The following is a 20,116-nucleotide window of genomic DNA, read 5'->3' as shown; positions in this document are numbered from 1 at the left end:
CAACAGCAGGACTCATCTGACCGGTATCGCCGAAGGGACGGGGTGATATCGCAGTGCTCAACAATAAAAAACACAGGCGTTTACTTAACGATTCTGCCGGCACACTCACACCCTGAGGTCAGAACCACAATGAACAAGCACATCGGCACCATTGCGCGTTGGCGCATGCAGATCTTCGCTGTCACCTGGCTCGCTTACGCCGCGTTCTATTTCACCCGCAAAGCCTTTTCGGTGGCCAAACTGGGCATCGCCGAAGACCCGAGTTTCATGCTCGACAAAATGGCCATGGCCAACCTCGACGCGATTTATCTGGCGGCCTACGCCATCGGCCAGTTCACCTGGGGCATGCTCGCCGACCGCTTCGGCCCGCGGGTCGTGGTGCTCGGCGGTTTGCTGATTTCCGCCGCTGCCGCGCTGGTGATGGGCAGCTTCGCGACTCTGCCGATCTTCGCCACCTGCATGCTGATTCAGGGCCTGGCGCAATCCACCGGCTGGTCGGGATTGTGCAAGAACCTCGGCAGTTTCTTCCCCGCCGAACAGCGCGGGCGAGTGCTCGGGTTATGGAGTTCCTGCTATGCGTTTGGCGGCCTGGTGGCGTCGCCGTTCGCCGGTTGGTGGGCTTACACGCTGATCGGTTCGTGGCACGCGGCGTTCATTTCCAGTGCGGCGGTGGTGGCCGTGGTGGCGCTGTTGTTCTTCATCTTTCAGCGCAACAAACCGGAAGATGTCGGCCTGCCCGCCGTGGAGCCGGAACCGGTCATCAGTGCCGAAGAAGCCGAAGCCAACAGCAAACTCAGCGTCTGGGAACCGCTCAAGGAAATCCTGCGCAACCGCACGGTGTTGGTGCTGGGGCTGGCGTACTTTCTGCTGAAACCGGCGCGTTACGCGATTCTGTTGTGGGGCCCGGTGATCGTCTTTGAACAAATGCCGACGGTCGGCAAGGTCGGGGCGGCGATCATTCCGACCGCGTTCGAACTGGCCGGGCTGCTCGGGCCGATCATGATCGGCATGGCCTCGGACAAACTGTTCGGCGCCCGGCGCATGCCGGCCTGCGTCCTGAGCCTGCTGGCGCTGACCGTGACCCTCGCGCTGTTCATGGGCGCCTTGCACACCGGCAGCGTGATGTTGGTAGTCGCGTTGTTGTTCGTGATGGGCCTGACCCTGTACGGCCCGGACTCGATGATCAGCGGTGCAGCCGCCATCGATTTCGGCAAGGCCAAGGCCGGTGCCACGGCGGCGGGATTCGTCAACGGCTGCGGCTCGGTCGGCGCGGTACTCGGCGGATTGCTGCCGGGCTATTTCGATTCGGTGACGGTGTTCATCGTGTTCGCCGGTTGCGCGCTGTTTTCCGCGCTGGTGCTGATACCACACTGGAACAGCCGCCCGGTCGGCGTCATGGAGCCCCGTGCCTCGGTGCCCAATCGGGCCCTGACCATCAAACCTCTGCGTAACTGAAAAACCTGCCTCGCGGCCTGCTGCGGCATTCGCGGCAGGCTGTGCCGTGGCCGATTGACTGGAGAATGTTCATGAGACCGTTTTGGCTGGAGCAGGCCTTACAACTCGATTCGTCCGAACCGTGTCCGCCGCTGCAAGGCGAAGTGCGCACCGACGTGTGCATCGTCGGGGGTGGTTACACCGGGTTGTGGACGGCGATCATGCTCAAGCAGCAGAACCCCGAACTCGATGTGTTGCTGATCGAGGCCGACATCTGCGGCGCCGGCGCCAGTGGGCGCAACGGTGGTTGTGCGCTGTCGTGGTCGGCGAAGTATTTCACCCTGGAACGGTTGTTCGGCGTCGAAGAGGCGGTGCGGCTGGTCAAGGAGTCCGAGCGCAGCATCCACGCCATCGGCGAGTTCTGCGAGCAGTACGGCGTCGATGCCGATTACCGGCTCGACGGCACGCTTTACACCGCGACCAACCGGGCGCAGTGCGGCTCGACCGATGCGGTGATTGCCGCGCTCGAGCGCAACGGCATCAACTCGTTCACCCAGCGTCCGATCGCCGATGTTCAGCGCATGGCCGGTTCCGACAAGCATCTGGAAGGCTGGTTTTCGCCGGCGGCCGCCAGTGTCCAGCCGGGCAAACTGGTGCGCGGGCTGCGGCGAGTCGCATTGCAGCTGGGCGTGAAAATTCACGAGAACACGGCGATGACCGGATTGGAGGAAGGGCGTCCGGCGCGCATTCAGACGGTCAGTGGCAGCGTAGTCGCCGACCGCGTGGTGCTGGCGATGAATGCGTGGATGGCCCGGGCCTTTCCGCAGTTCGAGCGCAGCGTGGCGATCGTTTCCAGTGACATGCTGATCACCGAACCGCGTCCGGAACTGTTGCAGGAAATCGGCCTGACCAGCGGCGTGACCGTGCTCGATTCGCGGATCTTCGTGCACTACTACCACAACACCCCGGACGGCCGGATCATGCTCGGCAAGGGCGGCAACACCTTCGCTTATGGCGGGCGGATGCTGCCGGTATTCGATCAGCCATCGCCTTACGCCGGGTTGCTCAAGCGCAGCCTCGACGATTTCTTCCCGGCCTTCGCCGATGTGAAAGTCGACGCAACGTGGAACGGCCCGTCGGATCGCTCGGTCACCGGCCTGCCGTTTTTCGGCCAGATGAGTGCCAGCGGCAATGTGTTCTACGGTTTCGGTTATTCCGGCAGCGGTGTCGGGCCATGCCACATGGGCGGGCAGATTCTCGCCTCGCTGGTGCAAGGCCTCGACAACCCGTGGACGCGTTCGCCGTTGGTCAACGGACCACTGGGCTATTTCCCGCCGGAGCCGATCCGTTATCTCGGCTCGCTGATGGTGCGCAACGCCATTCGCCGCAAGGAGCGCGCCGAGGATCACGGGCGGCGGCCACGGCATCTCGATGTGCGCCTGGCGAAATTCGCCGCCGCTGCCGGCAAGGCCGACAAGGGTTGAACGTCAGGACGAAGGCGGGGTGCGGTTGAGCAGCCAGTCGAGCAGCAGTCCGTCATCCTGTTGCTCCGGGGCTTGTCGCGCCGTACGGGCCTGGCTGGCGTCCAGGCACAGAATCGGCCGGTCCGGATCGCTGTCGAGAAAGCTCACCCACACTTCGCTACCGGCGCGAGGCAGCGCCTCCTGGCAATCGGACCGCTCCCCCGACCATGGCAATTGTCAGCCATAACTGGTCACTGTCGGCCTCCAGACCTCGCCGAGGCCATAACCGGACGGCAATACGCCCCTGATCATCCAGCTCGGGCGGCTGTCCGCGTGCGCCGAGTACCTGTGCGGGCTGATACCCGGGAATACTCGGGCGCGGCTGCCTGAGCGGCGGGCGAAACTCGGTCGACCACGGCTGCGCAGTAAAGTCGTTGTGATAGCGGCGGGATTCAGGCGCCGGGTCGAGAATCGAAGGTTGCTGTCCCTGATGCTGTAAATCGGTGATCAGCCACTGGTCGTTGAATGTGCCCACCGGATGATCCGTAATCTGCAACAAGCGACCACTGAGCAGTTGTGTGCAGTCGCTGCGGCCCTGAATGCACCGATGCTGGCAACGCTGGCGTTCCAGTTGGCGCCGGCTGCGTTGATCGGCGTAGCGTCGACTGCTTTGCAGGAAACCACGTTCGGGCCAGGTGTCCGCCAGCGGGTGGTTGGCGGCCTCATATTCGTTGCTTAGTTGCCCACGATCGCGGACGTTGGGTGAGACCTGAGCCATGACAGCGTCGTGGCGCTGGAAAAGGGCGCTGAGAGCGGGTGATGGTGGCTCGACTTCTGTATTGAAGGGCACTGGCAGTGGAGGCTGGGGCATGCTCAGACTGTCATCGGCAAACACGACGACATGGCCGTCCGGCTGATGTTCGAAGTGGTAGTGAATGCCTTCTTCCTCACACAGCCGGTGCAACAGTGCCAGGTCGGACTCGTCGTACTGGATGCAGAACGGGCGCGGTGGATAGTGTCCGGTCCTCAGGTCGAGCCGATAACCGTTCGGTGGCAGTCTATGTTCTGCGAGCAACTGTTCGAGAATGTCTGGCACGCTCGACTGTGTGAATACCCGGCGTCGCGCCTGCTGTTCCAGTTGTTGCAGGTGCGGTACCAGCTCCAGCCGGTAACTGATCCGGTGGGCTCCGCGATGCTCGCAACTGGCGCTGTGCAGGATGCCGTGGATGCCATGATCGTCACTCAGTTGCAGATAGGCTGAGCGGTGCAGCAAGGTGGCGGGAGCCAGAGCCGGGGCCAGGCCAATGACGTCTATCTCGAAGCGATAGGGCCGGTTCAGTGCCTCGTGGCCGCGAAAACGCAGCACCGTCAGGCACAGACCTCCGTCGATGAGCGTCAGGGTGAAGGGACTTTCCTTGTCATTGAGCATTCGGACGGGCTCTGTCGGGTAATACGGGCCACAGAGGGTACGAAACCGCAGTGCGAAATGGTCATGACAAACCGGTTTTTCAGAATCGCCCTACAAGGTGCGTAGAAGATGTCGACACGTGACGGAATTTTTGGTCGATTGCCGACTTTAGGCCGTATAAACTTGGCGCCACGCGTCGGCCAATAGATGTCTCGGCGCCACAGATCAAGAGAGTGAGTAATGGGCGCACAGTGGAAGGTTAAACACAAAGAAGCGGCAGCCAACGCCAAGGGCAAGATCTTCGGCAAACTGGTGAAAGAAATCACCATCGCTGCCCGCAACGGTGCCGATACCGCCACCAACGCACACCTGCGTCTGGTGGTCGAACAGGCCAAGAAAGCTTCGATGCCCAAGGAAACCCTGGATCGCGCGATCAAGAAAGGCGCGGGCCTGCTGGGTGAGACCGTTCAGTACCATCGCGTGACTTACGAAGGTTTCGCTCCGCACCAGGTTCCGTTGATCGTCGAGTGCGTCACCGACAACATCAACCGCACCGTGGCGGAAATCCGCGTGGCGTTCCGCAAGGGCCAGTTGGGCGCTTCCGGTTCTGTAGCGTGGGACTTCAACCACGTCGGCATGATCGAAGCCTCGCCGGACACCCCGGACGCCGATCCGGAAATGGCCGCGATCGAAGCCGGTGCCCAGGACTTCGAGCCGGGCGAAGACGGTGCGACCCTGTTCCTGACCGACCCGACCGACCTCGACGCCGTGCAGAAAGCCCTGCCGGAGCAAGGCTTCACCGTGTTGTCGGCCAAGCTGGGCTACCAGCCGAAGAACCCGGTCAGCGGCCTGAGCGACGAGCAGATGGCGGAAGTCGAAGCGTTCCTCGAAGGCCTCGACAACCACGACGACGTGCAGGAAATGTTCGTCGGCCTGGCCGGCTGATCCGCTGCGTCAATGATGCCGCCATCGCGAGCCCGGCTCGCGATGGCGGTGTAGCGGTTACAACGATTCCAGCTGCTGCACGACCTCGCTGAACCCCGGCCGCGCCAGCACATCCGGCTGACAGCAGCGCTGTTCCAGTGCCTCCAGCCGCACACGCCGATCCGCACTCAGCCCCGAGTCGATGCGCGCCAGCAATTCCCCCAGCAAAATCCCGAAGGCACGCACTTCGATGCGTTGCAGCGCGCGGGTTTCCAGGTTGTCGGTGGTGGCATGGAATGATGCCGCGCCAAAATCCCCCAGCAGACAGTCCCCCTGATCATTCAACAGAATGTTGTGACCATACAGGTCGCCATGGGTGATGCCCTGTTCATGCAGATGTTCGGCGACCGACGCAATCCCATTGGCGATGCGCAGGGCGACATCGGCACTGAACCGGCAGTCATCGGTGTAGATATCCCGCGAACAGGAGGCCAGGCTCGGCAATGCGGCGAGGTTGCGATAGCTCGGATCGATCAGTTGCATCACCAGCCCTTGCTGGCCCTCGGGATGATTGCCGATGCGGCCCTCGACCCGGATCAGGTTCGGGTGCAGCCCGGCCGTGATGCAGGCGTTCATTTCGTGCAGCGGTGAGCCGTCGCTGGTCATCTCGCCCTTGTAGAGCTTTACCGCGACAGAACGCTCAGGCTGGCCGACCGGCTGCCACGACGCACGGGAAATGACCCCGGACGCGCCTTCGCCCAGTCGCTGTTCGAGATGCAGGCTCGACCAGTCGATCAACGGCGTGGCTTCCAGCGCGGCGGCATCGGCCTCGGTCTCCAGCGGATTGCCGGCGTAGGCCAGCCAGGTCAGGCTCGGCAGGGTCAGCAGCCACTGCGGCAGTTCCGTCAACTGGTTGGCGGCGATGCGGATCAATTCCAGCCGATGGCACTGACTCAGTGATGGCGGCAACGCGCGCAGACGGTTACCGGCAAGCATGAGCTTTTGCAGGAGCGGCCGCTCGCCCAGTTCGGCTGGCAGGGTTTCGATGAGGTTGTCGGTCAGGATCAGCCAGCGCAGCTTCGGTGGCAGTGCAGCGCCGGACACTCGGACGATTCCGTTGGCCTTGAAGCCGATCATGCTCAGGGCCTGGCACTGACCGAGGCACTCGGGCAACTCTGTGAATTGGTTGTCGGAACAGAACAGCACCCGCAGACGAGACAAACGATGCAAATCGTCCGGCAGGCTGCTCAGGGCGTTACCACTGAGGTTGAGCACTTCCAGGGAATCGGCCAGGTCGAAGATCTCGCGGGGGAACTCGGTCAAGCCTTCGACCAGATCCAGCCGGGTGATACCCGACAGTTCGCCGGCGCGCAATTGAGCAAGGGTGTGCATGTAAAAAGGTCGCTATCGAGAGGGCGCCGTGACGCCGGGAATAACCGGCATGATAACGGCAAATCAGGCCGGTTCGCGCACTTCCGCCAATTGCCCCAGCCGGCTGCGGGTGCGGGCCAGGTCGATGGCGTTGCCGGCCAGGCTTTCATGCAGAGGCTGGCGCCCGAGCAGCGTCAGGTGTTTGTCCTGGTCGTAGAGCACGTCGATCAGGTTGATGAAGCGATGCTGGACGGCGATCGAGCATTCGTCCAGCTCCGGCAGTTCATCGATGATCCAGTGGTCGAAGCGCCGGCACAGTTCCAGATAATCCATCACGGCCGTGGGCTGTTCGCACAGGTCATTGAAGGTGAAACCGACGCGGCGACCTTCGCACAGACGCGCCTGCAAGACCCGGTTGCCAACCGTTATCGGTTGCGGCGCGGTATCCCGTGGCGGCAAATCCAGCGCCAGCCGTTGTGCCGGTGTGGCCGGCCACACGTAATGACCCTGGGTGAACAGCTGATGCGCGTGATTGCGCGCCTGGCTGCGGTAGTCGTGGGGGCCGCCGACTTCCATGACCTGCATGCGCGCGTTGATCAGGTCGATCACCGGTTTGAACCGCGCGTGATACAGCGGGTTGGGCAACAGGCCTTCCGGCGGATAGTTGGAGGTCACCAGCAACAGGATCCCACGCTGGAACAAGGCCTTGTACAACCGGGTGATGAGCATCGCGTCGCCGATGTCATGCACATGGAATTCGTCGAAGCACAGCACTCGGCAGTCCTGCAGCAATTCATCAAGAGTGGCGGCGAGGGCGTCGTCCAGTTCGCGATGCCGGAACATCCCCTGATGCAGGCGGGCGAAGAACTCATGGAAGTGCAGGCGTTGTTTCTGCTGGATCGGCAAGGCCTGGAAAAAGCCGTCGAGCAACCAGCTCTTGCCACGCCCGACGGCGCCGTGCAGGTACAGACTGGGCGGGGTTTGCGCGGCTGGACCGAACAACATTCCGGCCTGTTGTGCCATGCAGTCGATCACCCGCTGCTGGCTGTGGCTGAGGGTATAACCCTGGCCATGGGCCTTGAGCCGGAAGTAATCGCGGACTGACTGGGCGCTGGCGCAATGGCCGGCACTGGCCAGATTTCGCTTGCCGAACAAACGGCGCAACCCTGAAAGGCGCTGGGACAGACGCGAACGTTCGGGCGGTCGGGCGGGCACGGTGAGGTCACTCCGTCATCGTCGGGCCGGCTCCCCCGAGCGCGGCGGCATAGTGTAACCAGATGGGTAGTTTGCCTTCCACTGCGCTTTATCGGCCAACGGTCTTTCTGGACAGCAATCTGCGGCGCGTACAGGTTTTTTGAGTGCCATGGGGTAATGGATCGACAACTTTTCGAAACATATCCCGCACGTTCAGTGGATCCAATCGACTGGCGCAATCGGCGTCCGTTGCTAACCTGAAACACTGTAACGGCAGAGACGCTGTCGCCATCAAGGATCGGACGGTGAATGCAAGGGTGGTCTGGGCATTGCTGGGCGGGCTCGCAACACCGGTGCAGGCGGCCGACCTGCAGGTCGAAGTGCGGGTCGATGTGCAGCGCGGTTGCCAGTTGATCGGTCAGCAGCGCGGAGCCGGTATCGAGCAACTGGGCGTGCTCGACTTTGGCAGCACCGCGCGCCTTGACGATCCGGCCGGGCCACTCGGGGCAGCACTGATGAGTTCTCGATTGCCGCGCCTGGAATGCAACCCCGACACGCCGTATCAACTGCGCGTCGATGGCGGACTGCATGGCGGGACCGGAGAAGTGCGCTACATGACGGGCGAGGCAGGTGGAAAAGCCATTCCTTACCGTTTGTATCAGGACGCCGCGCGGCGGGTGCCGCTGGTGGTGGACGTGCCGGTCAGCGGACGGGTGCCGGACAGCGGTTCGGTGGACCTGCCGCTGTATGGCCGGATCGAGCGGATGGCCGAGGTGCCGAGAACCGGTCGGTATTCGGATCTGGTCAAGGTGACGGTGACCTGGTGATCGACCGGGAGCATGTGCGGAAGGAGCGTTCAATGACGAACGCGGTCAGGGATCGGAAGGAGTAGGGATGCAATGACAGGCAAGCACTGGCTGGTCATCACCGCAGGCGCATTGTTGCTCACCGAGGATGCCCAGGCGGCCATCAACGGGCAGATTCACGCTCGGTTGACCCTGATCGCCGGCTGCGAAGTGACCAATACATCCAGCCCCGCCAGCCCGGTGGGGGATTTCGGCAAACTCGATTTCGGCCAGCAGGGCCCGACCTGGAACGCCCCCATCAAGGCCAGCCTGGCCAACGACAGCAGCGGCAGGCTCAACGTGGCCTGCAACCCTTCGGTGACCGGTTTCACCGTGAGCATCGACGGCGGCACTCATGGCGACGGCAATACCCGTCGCCTGAGCAACGGTCGCCAGACCATCCCCTATCAACTGTTTCTCGATGCCTCGGTCAGCCAGAGCTACAGCATCGGCCAACAACACAATTTCGCTGTCACCAGCGGCGCGCAGATACCCATCCCGGTATTTGGCTCGGTGGTGGCGAACACCCGTGCGGTACCGGCCGGTGTCTATACCGACACCCTGACGGTGACGCTCGATTGGTAAACCGTAGAGGAAGGACACCATGGGTACGATTGCATCAAGGATAGGTTTGTCGTTGCTCGGCCTGACGCTGGCCACCAGCGCCAATGCCGCTACCACGGTCACCGGTCAGATCACTTCCAGCCTGATCCTGATCAGCAGTTGCCAGGTCAACGGTTCCGGCGGTTCCACAGGCCTGAACTTCGGTGCCCTGAACTTCGGCACAGCCAACAGCCTGTTCACCACCGCGACCGGGCAAGTGCTGGGCGGCGGTGGCGGGGCGTTGTCGATTCTCTGCTCGGCCGGCACCACGCCGTCGGTCAAGGTGCGGGCCGGCGCCCACGACGGGTTGTCGCCTGGCGGTACCCGTGCGCTTTACGACGGTGTTGCCAACTACGTGCCCTACGACCTGTACACCGATGCTGGGCACTCGCAATTGCTGGCTATCGACGGCGTGATCAACCTCGCCGCCAGTACCGGCGTGGCGCAAACGGTGAACATCTACGGTCAGGCGGTGGGCAAGGCCGGCCTGCCGGCGGGCACTTACACCGACACGATTTCCGTTGAACTGACGTTCTAGTGCCATGAACCAGCATGGCTGTGCAGTGCTGCTACTGCTGTGCGCGGGGGCTGTGCCGTTGCCGCTGGCGGCGGTGACCAGCCAGAGCTTTCAGGTCAGCGCGACGATCACACCGGGCTGCCTGGTGGTGGGGGGCGTGTCGAACTATGGCGGACTGAATTTCGGTTCGAGTTCGGCCCTGGCCACCGGCACGGTGCAAGTGGCATTGACCGGTGGCGTGCAGTTGCAATGCACGCCGGGGGTGACGCTGAACATGACGGTCGATGGCGGCCAGTACAACAGCGGCGGGCGGCGCATGCAGATCAGTGGCGGCAGCGCGAAGGTGGCGTATGCACTGTTTCGTGACGCGGCCTACAGCCAGAGCCTGGGCATCGGTCAGAGCGTGGCGGTGGCTTATAGCGACGCCAATAACATCAGCCTGCCGATCTACGGTCAGGTGCAGTTGCCGGGCAATCAGCCTGGGGGGGCGTACAGCGACGTGTTGCAGGTGCAGCTGTCGTGGTGATTAAAGGCACAAGGAGCGGGTGTATGGGGTTTATCACGTCACGGCAATGGCTCGTGCGTTGCGCGATGTTGATGTGGGTTTTACTTGCAACGGCCAAGGCACAGGCGGCCAGTTCGGTGCTGATCTGGCCGATCGATCCGGTGCTCGAAGCCGATCAGCAGGCCAGTGCGTTATGGCTGGAAAATCGTGGCAGTGAAACCGCCAACCTGCAGATCCGCGTGTTTGGCTGGAGCCAGAACGGCTTCCAGGAGCAATACCAGAACCAGCGTGACGTGATCGGCAGTCCGCCTGTGGCGAAGATCGAGCCGGGGCAGAAACAACTGGTGCGCCTGACCCGGACCAAAGACGTGCCGCCCGGCCAGGAGCTGGCCTACCGGATCATCATCGACGAAATTCCCTCGGCCCAGCCACCTGTCGCGGATGCAGGAAAGACGGCTGCGGCCATTCGCTTCCAGATGCGCTATTCGGTGCCCCTGTTTGCTTACGGTGCCGGCTTGTGGAGCAAGGAGGACACCACCCGTCAGCGTGATCCCAAGGGTATCGGCCTGCCGCAATTGAGCTGGCGCACGGTCTCGGTCGACGGCAAACCCTATGTGGAAGTGCGCAACCAGGGCGCGGTGCATGCGCGGCTGACCGATGTCGCGCTCAAGCAGGGCGGGCAGAGCAAGCCGTTGGCGGAGGGGCTGTTGGGTTATGTGCTGCCCGGCGCAGTCATGCGCTGGCCGGCGCCGGGGTCAACCACGGGAGAACTGGCCGGTCGGATCAATGGCGCGGCACAGGTACAGAGCATCGCGCCGTCGAAGTAAGGATTTCGGCCTGCGGGCCGGGTAGTGCGGGGCCGCCGGGCAAGCGACAGGCCGGCGGGCAGCAGCGGTTTCAGGAGGAACCAGTCCATTGACGGACGAAACACGCTAATGGGTCCGGGATGGGCTCGCCGTATTCAGCGTCCGTTGTGGCTTGTCACCGGCGCGTGTTGCCTGATGTTCATTCATCCATCCGGGGCCGGCGAACTGCCGCCGCCTCCCAGCGGCATGGAGGCCGTCAGCGATGCACAGTTGTTTCTGGAACTGGTGGTCAACCAGATGAATACCGGACGCGTAGTGGCGGTGGAGCAGCGCGGCGGGCGGTTGTTCCTGCCGGCCAGTGTATTGCGCGACACCGGCATGACACTGCCCGAGAGTGCCGGTACCGAAGTCGATCTCGACGGTCTGCCGGGGCTGCACAGCGACTACGACAGCGTCGGCCAGCGACTGCTACTCGACGTGCCGCCGGACTGGCTGCCGGAGCAGTTCATCGGCAATCGTCAGGTCTATCCACGTACCCCGGCGCTGAGCAGTTTCGGCGCGCTGTTCAACTATGACCTGTACCTCAACGACACCGATGACGCCGGGACTTATCTGGCGGCATGGAACGAGGTGCGGGTGTTCGACAGTTGGGGCACGCTCTCCAACACCGGGCAGTATCGGCGCACCTTGTCGGGGGATTCGGTCAGTACGCTGAGCAACGGTTATCTGCGCTACGACACCACGTGGCGTTACTCCGACGACGAGCGGATGCTGACTTACGAGGCGGGGGACGTGGTCAGCGGCGCCTTGCCGTGGAGCAGTTCGGTGCGTCTGGGGGGCGTGCAGTTCTCCCGGGATTTTGCGGTGCGCCCGGATCTGGTGACCTATCCGCTGCCACAGTTCGCCGGTGAAGCGGCTGTGCCGTCCTCGGTGGACCTGTTCATCAACGGCTACAAGTCCAGTAGCACCGATTTGCAACCGGGCCCGTACACCCTGACCAACATCCCGTTCATCAACGGTGCGGGCGAAGCCGTGGTGGTGACCACCGATGCGCTGGGTCGGCAGGTATCGACCACCGTGCCGTTCTATGTCACCAGCAGCCTGTTACAGAAGGGCTTGAGCGATTTCTCGATCAGCGCCGGTACGCTGCGCCGGGATTACGGGCTGAAGGACTTCAGCTACGGACCAGGTGTAACGTCCGGCAGCCTGCGTTATGGCATCAGCGACAGCTTCACGCTGGAAAGCCACGCCGAAGCAGCCGATTCACTGACCCTCGGCGGCCTCGGCGGCAATCTGCGGCTGGGCAATTTCGGGGTGCTCAACAGTGCGATCAGCCAGAGCCGTTTCGACGGCGACGGTGGTCAGCAATACAGCCTCGGTTATCAGTACAGCGCCCAGCGCTTCAGCTTTTCCTGGCAACGGTTGCAACGCCGCGACCAGTACGCCGACCTCACGGTGGTCGACAGTCCTTACACCAGCCTCAGCAAGCGCAGCGAGCAGGCGACCCTGAGCCTCAACCTTGAGCGCTGGGGCAGTCTGGGTGTCGGTTATTTCGATATCCGGGCGGCGGACGATTCCCGCACGCGGTTGCTCAACCTGAGCTGGAGCAAGCCGTTGTGGCGCAACAGCAGTTTCTACCTGTCGGCCAACCGCGAAATCGGCGACGCCAACTGGGCGGTGCAGGCGCAATTGGTGATCCCCTTCGACCTGCGCGGCAGTCTCGCCATCAGCAGCGAACGCAGCAAGACCGGGCAGACTCAACAACGCGTCAACTACAGCCGCGCCGTACCGTCCGAGGGCGGGGTGGGCTTCAACCTCGGTTACGCCAACGGCGACGGTCCTGATTACCGTCAGGCTGACGTGACGTGGCGTCTGCAATCGGTGCAATTGCAGGCCGGTGTCTACGGCACTTCGGACGCTGAAACCCGCTGGGCCGACGCCAGCGGTTCGCTGGTGTGGATGGATCACCAAGTGTTCGCGGCCAATCGCATCGATGATGCCTTCGTCGTGGTCAGCACCGATGGTTACGCGGATGTGCCGGTGCGTTACGAGAACCAGCAGGAAGGCCAGACCGACCGCAACGGCCATTTGCTGGTGCCATGGAGCAGCGCCTACTACCGTGGCAAATATGAAATCGATCCGTTGAACCTGCCGGCCAACGTGTGCAGCCCGAATGTCGAACAGCGCATTGCCGTGCGCCGTGGCAGTGGCTATCTGCTGGAATTTCCGCTGAGCCGGGTGATTGCCGCGAGCATCGTGCTGGTGGATGCGCAGCAGCAGGAATTGCCTCTGGGCAGCGGCGTACTCCATGAGGAGAGTGGCACGCGCACGGTGGTGGGCTGGGACGGGCTGGTCTACCTGGAAAACCTGCAGGCGCAGAACTCGCTAAGGGTGACGCTGGCCGATGGCAAGACCTGTCAGGCGCAGTTCAAAGTTGACCTGCAACAGGATCAGATCCCGCTGATCGGGCCGCTGGTGTGTCAATGACGTGGGTACGGCTCTGTCTGTGGCTGGCACTGATGCTGCCGGGGGCAGCGCAGGCGCTGTGTTCGGTGGTCACCACCACGCCGGCGGCGTTCGGCACGATCAGCTCGATTGCGGTGCGCACCACGTCGCAACCCAGTTCCACACTCAACGGCGGGTTGAGCTGTACGGGGTCGCTGTTGTCGCTGCTGGCCAACAACGATCACTTCTGGGCCACGATTACCTCCACCCAGAGCGGCTTGCTCGGGCCCACCGGAGACGTCATCGGCTACACGATCTACGCCAACAACAGCACCAGTTACCCGCTGACCCGGGGCACGGCTTATGACTTCGCCCGCAACGGCATTATCGATGCGCTGGGATTGCTGGGCGGCACGGTGCCGAAAACCGTGCCGCTGTACCTCGGCACCACGATTGGCAGCAACGTGGCAGCCGGGGTGTACACCGAAACCCTGAGTATTTTCTGGAACTGGAATTACTGTTCGGGCATCGGCGTCGGCGGGCTCTGCCTGGGTCGCGACATCAACAGCGGCACCACGACCCTGACGGTCAACCTGACCGTGTCCAACGATTGCACCATCACCGCGCCCAACATCGCGTTCGGCAGCGCTCCGGTGATCAGCGCGTTTACCCCGGTGACCGGGCAGACCATCAATCTGGCCTGCACCAAGGGCAGTGCCTACACCGTGGGTTTGGGCGACGGGCAGAATCCAGTGAGTGCGGGCGGGCGGCGACGGATGATCTCGGGCAGTAACTATCTGGCCTACGACATTTTCAAAAGCGCCGGCACCACACGCTGGGGCAGTGTCGGCGCAGCACGTCGGGCCAGCACCGATGCCGAGGTCAATCCCGGCAATGGTCTGGGCACTGGCAGCCAGATCTTCAACTACAACGCGAAGATCTACACCGACCAGAGCACGCCGCCCGCCGGCACCTATCTGGACAATGTGGTGCTGGATGTCGGGTTCTGAGCCGGTCAGAAGCGCTCGGTGTGCTGGAGCAACGGCGCCGCCGGGGTGTCGGTCGGGCTGACCATGGCGTAGTTGTAACCGTCGCCGGACCAGTACTCGGCCTGCAGATCCCCGTCGCGACGGCTACCCCTTGGCAGGAAGGTGTTTTTCGGCCCCGGCGGGCGCACGTAGAAACTGACTTTGTGCCCGTTTTGATCCTCATACATAACCATCGCTGCCGGGCCTTCATCGGTACTCAGCAGGCGCCCGCTGACCGGTTGAAATCCGGCTGCCGTCAGGTCCGGCAGCCGGCTGGCCTGCGTGAAATAGCGGTCGAGCCACCGCTGCATGTCAGCTGCGCCGCCGTCCTTGTAGTCCGCCGGCAGAATCCCTTGCTGAGCGATCAGTCGGTACGCCTGCAGGGCATCGCTCATCGGCGCTATCGAGCGCACGAGGGTCATTTCCCGGGCCTGCCAGCCACTGACACCGCCGAGGCTGACCGCTATCAGCAACACGGCGGCGCTGGCCCAACGTCGGCGTGATCGATGCTTGAGCCGCTGGCGGATCAGCGCCGGGTCCAGATCCGGGTTGGCCGGTTGTTGCAAGGCGCCACCGAGGGCCGCGCGCAGGTGCTGGGCATCCTGTTGCCAGGCGCGGATCAACGCGGCGTCTTCCGGGTGGCTGGCCAGCCAGTTTTCCAGCACACGCCGGTCGGCGTCGCTGAGCTGGTGGTCGATGTAGGCGTGCAAATCACGCTCACTGGGGGGCAGGCTGATCATTTGAGTATCCGCAAGGAAGGGCTGCTGATTTCGCCGTCGCTGAGCTGGCGCAAAGCCTGGCGGGCGCGGGACAGGCGCGACATCACGGTGCCGGTGGGGACGTCGAGGATCTCGGCGACCTCCTTATAGGTCAAGCCTTCCACCGACACCATCAGCAACAGGGCGCGCTGTTCGGTGGGCAGGCGATCGAAGGCTTGCAGGGTCGATCGGGCAATGACGGTGCGTTCCACCGAGGGTTCGGCGTCATCACGACCAGTGAAGAATTCGAGCATCCGGGCGTAGCGCCGGGAACGCCGGTGCGCATCGAGGAACTGGCGGTACAGGATCGAAAACAGCCACGCGCGCAGATCGCCCTCGGCGCGCTTGTCACCCCAACTGGAGAGGGCACGTTCAAGGCTGGCCTGGACCAGGTCGTCGGCGCTGCTGGCGTTGCGCGTCAACGACACGGCAAAGCGCCGCAATCTGGGAATGATTTCTCTCAGTTGTTCGTCGAATTCGCTCATGAAGTTCTGCTAGTCACTACGCTGTGGACTAGGAAGACGCCCGGCATTCGAGGTTATTCCACGTTCGGAAAAATAAATACCGGGCCGTGGAATAAATCCTGATGGCGTGCGTCTTGCTGATTCTTCCTACTTGTGGCCGATGGCCCTGGAGTCTTTCATGGTTGATCGCAGCTCACCGCCCGGCGGCCCACAACGCCCGCCATTGAGTGCCGCGAGCCTGGTGTTGCGTCTCGGCGGTATCGCCGTGGTTGTCGCAGCCGTGGCCGGGGCGTTTGCCTACGTTCACGGTAACTTTGACCCGCAACGACTGACGCCCAAGGCGTTGGTCGATGTGCTGGAAAAGAATAACGGCGTGCATCCGGGGTTTCGTCGCAATCACGCCAAGGGTGTTTGCGTCATCGGCCATTTCGAAAGCAGTGGCGAGGCGCGCCCTTACTCTGTCGCGCAAGTGTTCAATGAGCCACGTACTCCGGTAGTCGGGCGGTTCGCGCTGCCGGCGGGTAATCCTTATGCACCGGACACCGCTGTACCGATTCGTAGCCTGGCGCTGCGTTTCACTCAGGCCAACGGCCAGCAGTGGCGCACCGGGATGAACAGCATGCCGGTGTTCCCGGTGGGCACCCCGGAAGCGTTCTATCAGTTGCAGCAGGCGCAGTCGCCGGATCCGGCAACGGGCAAACCGGATCCGACCAAGGTCCCTGCGTTCTTTGCCTCACACCCGGAAGCCGTACCGTTCCTGACCTGGGTGAAGTCGGCCAAGCCGTCGGCCAGCTATGCCACGGAAACCTACAACAGTATCAATGCGTTCTATCTGGTTGATGCCAGCGGCAAGAAGCAGGCCGTACGCTGGAGCATGGCGCCGTTGGCGCAGGATACAGCGGGCGCTACGGCTCCGGAAGGTAGCGACTTTCTCGAAAAGGACTTGGTGCAACGTCTGGCCGAAGGGCCGCTGCGCTTTCAGTTGAACATTACGTTGGCCAATTCTGACGACCCGGTAAACGACGCGAGCAAGGTCTGGCCTGCCGGTCGCAAAATGCTGAACGCCGGCACCCTTGTGCTGGAAAAGACTCAGCCGCAGCTCAGTGGCGAATGCCGTGACATGAACTACGACCCACTGATCCTGCCCGCCGGGATTGAAGGTTCCGACGACCCGTTGCTCGCGGCTCGTTCAGCCGGCTACGCCGATTCCTACCTGCGTCGCACCAGCGAAGTCAGTCAATTGCCCACTGGCAAACAGGAGGCACGCCCATGAGAACGCCACCGACGCATTTCAATCCGCTGGCGCGACTGCTGCACTGGCTGATGGCATTCATGATCATCGCCATGTTGTTCATCGGGGCCGGCATGGTCACTTCGGTGTCGGCGCGGCATGAATGGCTGATCAACCTGCACAAGCCGCTGGGTATTGCGATCCTGTTGCTGGTGATCGTGCGCATTCTGGTGCGACTGGGCACGCGTCAGCCGCCACTGCCGGAGGATCTGCCGGGCTGGCAGGTGATGGCAGCCAAGGCGTCGCACCTGTTGCTGTACGCCTTGATGCTGGTGTTGCCACTGCTGGGCTGGGCGATGATCAGCGCGGCGGGCGATCCGGTGATGCTTGGCCATTCGTTGCAACTGCCGTCGATCCTGCCGGTAGATGCCCAGGTGTTTGCGCTGTTGCGCAAGGCGCATGGTTATCTGGCGTATCTGTTGTTTCTGACCGTGCTGCTGCACCTGGCGGCGGCGCTGTTCCATGGTTGGGTGCGTCGCGACGAAGTGCTCGACAGCATGCTGCGGGGACGCAATCGCAACTGACTGCAGACGTTAATCCGGCGTGGCGAGGGAGCACATTTGCTCGCCACGTTTTTGCGGTGCCAATGTTCGCCACCAGTACAGTAGCGCGACGATGTTGATTCCAGCACCCAGCCAGCAGACACCCGGCCATCCTGCCCAGGCGTACATGGCTGTCGAGGCGATTGAGCCCAGGGCGCTGCCAATCGAGTAAAACAGCATGTAGCCGGCGGTCAGTCGGCTTTGTGCCTCTGGGCGGACGCTGTAGATCATGCTTTGGCTGGTGACATGCACAGCCTGCAAACCCAGATCCAGGGTGATCACGCCGAGCAACAGCGCCCATAATGAGGATTGGGTGAATGCAATCGGCAGCCAGGAGCCGAGCATCAACAGCAGGGACAGGCCGCTGACCCATTGCCCGAATCCGCGATCCGCCAAGTGTCCGGCTCTTGCGGCGGCCAATGCGCCAGCTGCGCCGGCCAGTCCGAACAATCCAATTTCGCTGTGAGAAAGCGAAAGCGGCGGGGCGGCAAGCGGCAAAACCATTGGCGTCCACAGGACCATGGCACTGGCGAAGGTCAGCAGGGCCAGAATCGCCCGTTGCCGCAGCACTGTTTCCTCTCGAAACAGGCTGAACACCGAGGTAATCAACGCGGCGTAGGAGGTTGCCGGTTGCGGGCTCTCGTCCTTGGGCAGTACACGAAACAACAACAGCGCCATGACCAGCGTCAGCCCCGCCGACAACAGATAAATCGCCCGCCAACCGGCCAGATCCGCCATCCCGCCCGCCACGGTGCGTGCGAGCAAAATGCCGACCACGATGCCGCTGGTGATCACGCCGACGACACGACCGCGTTGCGCCGGAATGGCCAGGGTTGCCGCATAGGCCACCAACACCTGAGTAACGACGGCGAGCAGGCCGGTCAGGGTCATGCCGATCAGCAGCCAGATGCTGTTAGTTGCCAGGGCGATCATCAGCAATGCTGCGGCCGACAGCAGGGTTTGCGTGACAATCAAGCGTCGACGGTTGAGCAGATCGCCGAGCGGCACGAGCAAAACCAGCCCGACGCCGTAGCCGACCTGGGTCAGCGTGATGACGATGCCGATGCTCGCGGGCGACAGGTTGAAGGCGTCGGCCATGGCGTCCAGCAACGGTTGCGCGTAATACACGTTGCCCACGGCCAGGCCGCAGGCAATGGCGAACAGCAGTACGACACCACTGCCGAGATTTTGCGCGTTCATGTCCTGATTCCTTTTCTGGTTTCAAATGGAAACTGGAATGACGGTAGATAATCTGGTTTTGTTTTGCAACCTGATTGGGTAAAAGTGCGGCGCAAAAAAAGATCGCAGACAGGGCTGCGATCTTTCATGGGGCGAGAAACAGGGGGGATCAGCGCAGGGTGTCGACCATGTCGGCGATGGTGGTCAGCACGTCCTTGCCCAGTTGTTTCGAGCGTTGGCCCGACCAACCGGTGAGCGGGTTCGGCGCATCGTCGTGATCCTTGAACGGCATTTCCAGGGTCAACGACAGGCAGTCGAATTTCTGACCGACGCTGTTGCAGGCCAGGGTCATGTTGGCCTGACCCGGTTCGTCGCGGGTGTAGCCGTACTTGGTCTGGAAGTCTTTGGTGGTGTGTTTCAGATGGCTGCGGAAGTGCTCTTCGAGTTTCTCGATCCGTGGCGTATAGCCCGGATTGCCTTCGCAACCGGCGGTGAATACGTGGGGAATTTCTTCGTCGCCGTGTACGTCGAGGAACAGATCGACGCCGTACTTTTCCATCTGCTGCTGTACGAAAAGGACTTCCGGGCTGACTTCCTGACTGGCGCTCTGCCAGGCCCGGTTCAGGTCCTGGCCCATTGCGTTGGTGCGCAGGTGGCCGTGGAAGGCTCCGTCCGGGTTCATGTTCGGCACCAGATACAGATCGGCACTTTCCAGCAGTTTGTTCAGCACTGGATCGTTGTGATGTTCCAGACGTTCGATCACGCCCTCCATGAACCATTCGGCCATGTGTTCACCCGGGTGTTGCTGGGCGATGATCCAGATCTTGCGTCGACCTTCTGCGCCGGAGCCTTTGCGCAGCAGCTGGATGTCGCGGCCTTCGACGCTTTTGCCAGTGGCCAATAGTTCGGTGCCGGCCTTGGTCAGTGCTTGCTCGATCAGCCAGTCATGGCGACCGCGGCTGTAAGGTTCGAAGTAGGCGAACCAGGCGTGGGTCTGCTCGGCTTCAAGGCAGAAGCGCAGGCTGTCGCCTTCGAATTGGGTCGGAATGCGGAACCAGTTGACGTGGTCGTAGGAAGCGACGGCCTGATAGCCGGTCCAGGCCTTGTTGTAGGAGGACTGGCTGACGTTGACCAGGCGGAACCAGTGTTCCTGATGAACATGCAGGCCGCTGGCCTTGAAGTGGAACCACTGGAAGTGGGCGCTGCGGGTATCTGGCCGAATTGCCAGAACCGGGTTGAGCGGGTTGCTGATGTCGATGACTTGGATGTTGCCGCTGTCGAAGTTGGCGCTGATGTCGAACGAAGATTTGGCCACGGTCATAATCGGTTCCTGAATATG

Annotated in this window: 18 protein-coding genes and 1 pseudogene; 12 read left to right on the top strand and 7 right to left on the bottom strand. The window is 62.4% G+C overall.

All coding sequences use genetic code 11. From position 1 onward, the window contains the following. Positions 1-129: 129 nt before the first annotated feature. On the top strand, positions 130-1,455 hold the full coding sequence (locus tag R1A29_RS17825; protein ID WP_423203854.1) for an MFS transporter: 1,326 nt from the start codon (positions 130-132) through the stop codon (positions 1,453-1,455). Positions 1,456-1,520: 65 nt separating this feature from the next. Continuing rightward, positions 1,521-2,918 (top strand): FAD-dependent oxidoreductase, encoded by a 1,398-nt coding sequence (locus R1A29_RS17820; protein ID WP_438299100.1) that lies wholly within the window; start codon positions 1,521-1,523, stop codon positions 2,916-2,918. Between the two features lie 3 nt (positions 2,919-2,921). Here R1A29_RS17820 and R1A29_RS17815 read toward each other — a convergent pair. Beyond that, a pseudogene (locus tag R1A29_RS17815) lies at positions 2,922-4,326 on the bottom strand (type VI secretion system Vgr family protein). A 219-nt stretch (positions 4,327-4,545) separates the two neighbouring features. On the opposite strand from R1A29_RS17815, the gene R1A29_RS17810 reads away from it, so the two are divergent. Next, on the top strand, positions 4,546-5,250 hold the full coding sequence (locus R1A29_RS17810) for a YebC/PmpR family DNA-binding transcriptional regulator (RefSeq protein WP_085732202.1): 705 nt from the start codon (positions 4,546-4,548) through the stop codon (positions 5,248-5,250). A gap of 57 nt (positions 5,251-5,307) precedes the next feature. Here R1A29_RS17810 and R1A29_RS17805 read toward each other — a convergent pair whose 3' ends face one another. Together R1A29_RS17805 and zapE are read right to left on the bottom strand one after the other, a co-directional pair. Continuing rightward, positions 5,308-6,621, bottom strand: coding sequence for a leucine-rich repeat-containing protein kinase family protein (locus tag R1A29_RS17805; protein WP_438299098.1), 1,314 nt, complete (start codon positions 6,619-6,621; stop codon positions 5,308-5,310). Positions 6,622-6,684: 63 nt separating this feature from the next. Next, the gene (gene zapE / locus R1A29_RS17800) at positions 6,685-7,815 is read right to left on the bottom strand and encodes a cell division protein ZapE (RefSeq protein WP_438299097.1); all 1,131 of its coding nucleotides are present in this window, start codon (positions 7,813-7,815) and stop codon (positions 6,685-6,687) included. A 284-nt stretch (positions 7,816-8,099) separates the two neighbouring features. On the opposite strand from zapE, the gene R1A29_RS17795 reads away from it, so the two are divergent. From R1A29_RS17795 to R1A29_RS17765, 7 genes are all read left to right on the top strand, one after another. Continuing rightward, positions 8,100-8,621, top strand: coding sequence for a Csu type fimbrial protein (locus R1A29_RS17795; protein ID WP_438299096.1), 522 nt, complete (start codon positions 8,100-8,102; stop codon positions 8,619-8,621). A gap of 72 nt (positions 8,622-8,693) precedes the next feature. After that, the gene (locus R1A29_RS17790) at positions 8,694-9,224 is read left to right on the top strand and encodes a Csu type fimbrial protein (RefSeq protein WP_438299095.1); all 531 of its coding nucleotides are present in this window, start codon (positions 8,694-8,696) and stop codon (positions 9,222-9,224) included. A gap of 19 nt (positions 9,225-9,243) precedes the next feature. Beyond that, on the top strand, positions 9,244-9,780 hold the full coding sequence (locus R1A29_RS17785; protein ID WP_438299094.1) for a Csu type fimbrial protein: 537 nt from the start codon (positions 9,244-9,246) through the stop codon (positions 9,778-9,780). A gap of 4 nt (positions 9,781-9,784) precedes the next feature. Continuing rightward, positions 9,785-10,285, top strand: a complete 501-nt coding sequence (locus R1A29_RS17780) for a Csu type fimbrial protein (RefSeq protein WP_438299093.1) — start codon at positions 9,785-9,787, stop codon at positions 10,283-10,285. 23 nt (positions 10,286-10,308) lie between these two features. After that, positions 10,309-11,091: a fimbrial biogenesis chaperone gene (locus R1A29_RS17775; protein WP_438299092.1), complete on the top strand. Its 783-nt coding sequence runs from the start codon at positions 10,309-10,311 to the stop codon at positions 11,089-11,091. Positions 11,092-11,199: 108 nt separating this feature from the next. After that, positions 11,200-13,557: a fimbria/pilus outer membrane usher protein gene (locus R1A29_RS17770; protein ID WP_438299091.1), complete on the top strand. Its 2,358-nt coding sequence runs from the start codon at positions 11,200-11,202 to the stop codon at positions 13,555-13,557. After that, the gene (locus tag R1A29_RS17765) at positions 13,554-14,525 is read left to right on the top strand and encodes a Csu type fimbrial protein (protein WP_438299090.1); all 972 of its coding nucleotides are present in this window, start codon (positions 13,554-13,556) and stop codon (positions 14,523-14,525) included. The genes R1A29_RS17770 and R1A29_RS17765 overlap by 4 nt, the downstream gene beginning before the upstream one ends. 5 nt (positions 14,526-14,530) lie before the next feature. Here the strand turns inward: R1A29_RS17765 and R1A29_RS17760 are convergent, their stop codons facing one another. Beyond that, positions 14,531-15,283, bottom strand: coding sequence for an anti-sigma factor family protein (locus R1A29_RS17760; RefSeq protein WP_438299089.1), 753 nt, complete (start codon positions 15,281-15,283; stop codon positions 14,531-14,533). After that, the gene (locus tag R1A29_RS17755) at positions 15,280-15,786 is read right to left on the bottom strand and encodes an RNA polymerase sigma factor (protein ID WP_119428031.1); all 507 of its coding nucleotides are present in this window, start codon (positions 15,784-15,786) and stop codon (positions 15,280-15,282) included. Before R1A29_RS17755 ends, R1A29_RS17760 begins: the two co-directional genes overlap by 4 nt. 157 nt (positions 15,787-15,943) lie before the next feature. On the opposite strand from R1A29_RS17755, the gene R1A29_RS17750 reads away from it, so the two are divergent. Beyond that, positions 15,944-17,038: a catalase family peroxidase gene (locus R1A29_RS17750; protein ID WP_438299088.1), complete on the top strand. Its 1,095-nt coding sequence runs from the start codon at positions 15,944-15,946 to the stop codon at positions 17,036-17,038. Then, on the top strand, positions 17,035-17,580 hold the full coding sequence (locus R1A29_RS17745) for a cytochrome b (RefSeq protein ID WP_438299087.1): 546 nt from the start codon (positions 17,035-17,037) through the stop codon (positions 17,578-17,580). Before R1A29_RS17750 ends, R1A29_RS17745 begins: the two co-directional genes overlap by 4 nt. 9 nt (positions 17,581-17,589) lie before the next feature. Here R1A29_RS17745 and R1A29_RS17740 read toward each other — a convergent pair whose 3' ends face one another. Next, positions 17,590-18,798, bottom strand: a complete 1,209-nt coding sequence (locus tag R1A29_RS17740) for an MFS transporter (protein ID WP_438299086.1) — start codon at positions 18,796-18,798, stop codon at positions 17,590-17,592. A 148-nt stretch (positions 18,799-18,946) separates the two neighbouring features. Continuing rightward, positions 18,947-20,098, bottom strand: a complete 1,152-nt coding sequence (locus R1A29_RS17735; protein ID WP_438299085.1) for a M14 family metallopeptidase — start codon at positions 20,096-20,098, stop codon at positions 18,947-18,949. Positions 20,099-20,116: the final 18 nt, after the last annotated feature.

Origin of the sequence: Pseudomonas sp. NMS19W (assembly GCF_051554255.1) — a bacterium.
Lineage (GTDB): Bacteria > Pseudomonadota > Gammaproteobacteria > Pseudomonadales > Pseudomonadaceae > Aquipseudomonas > Aquipseudomonas kribbensis.
This window is presented reverse-complemented; position numbering and strand designations above follow the sequence as displayed.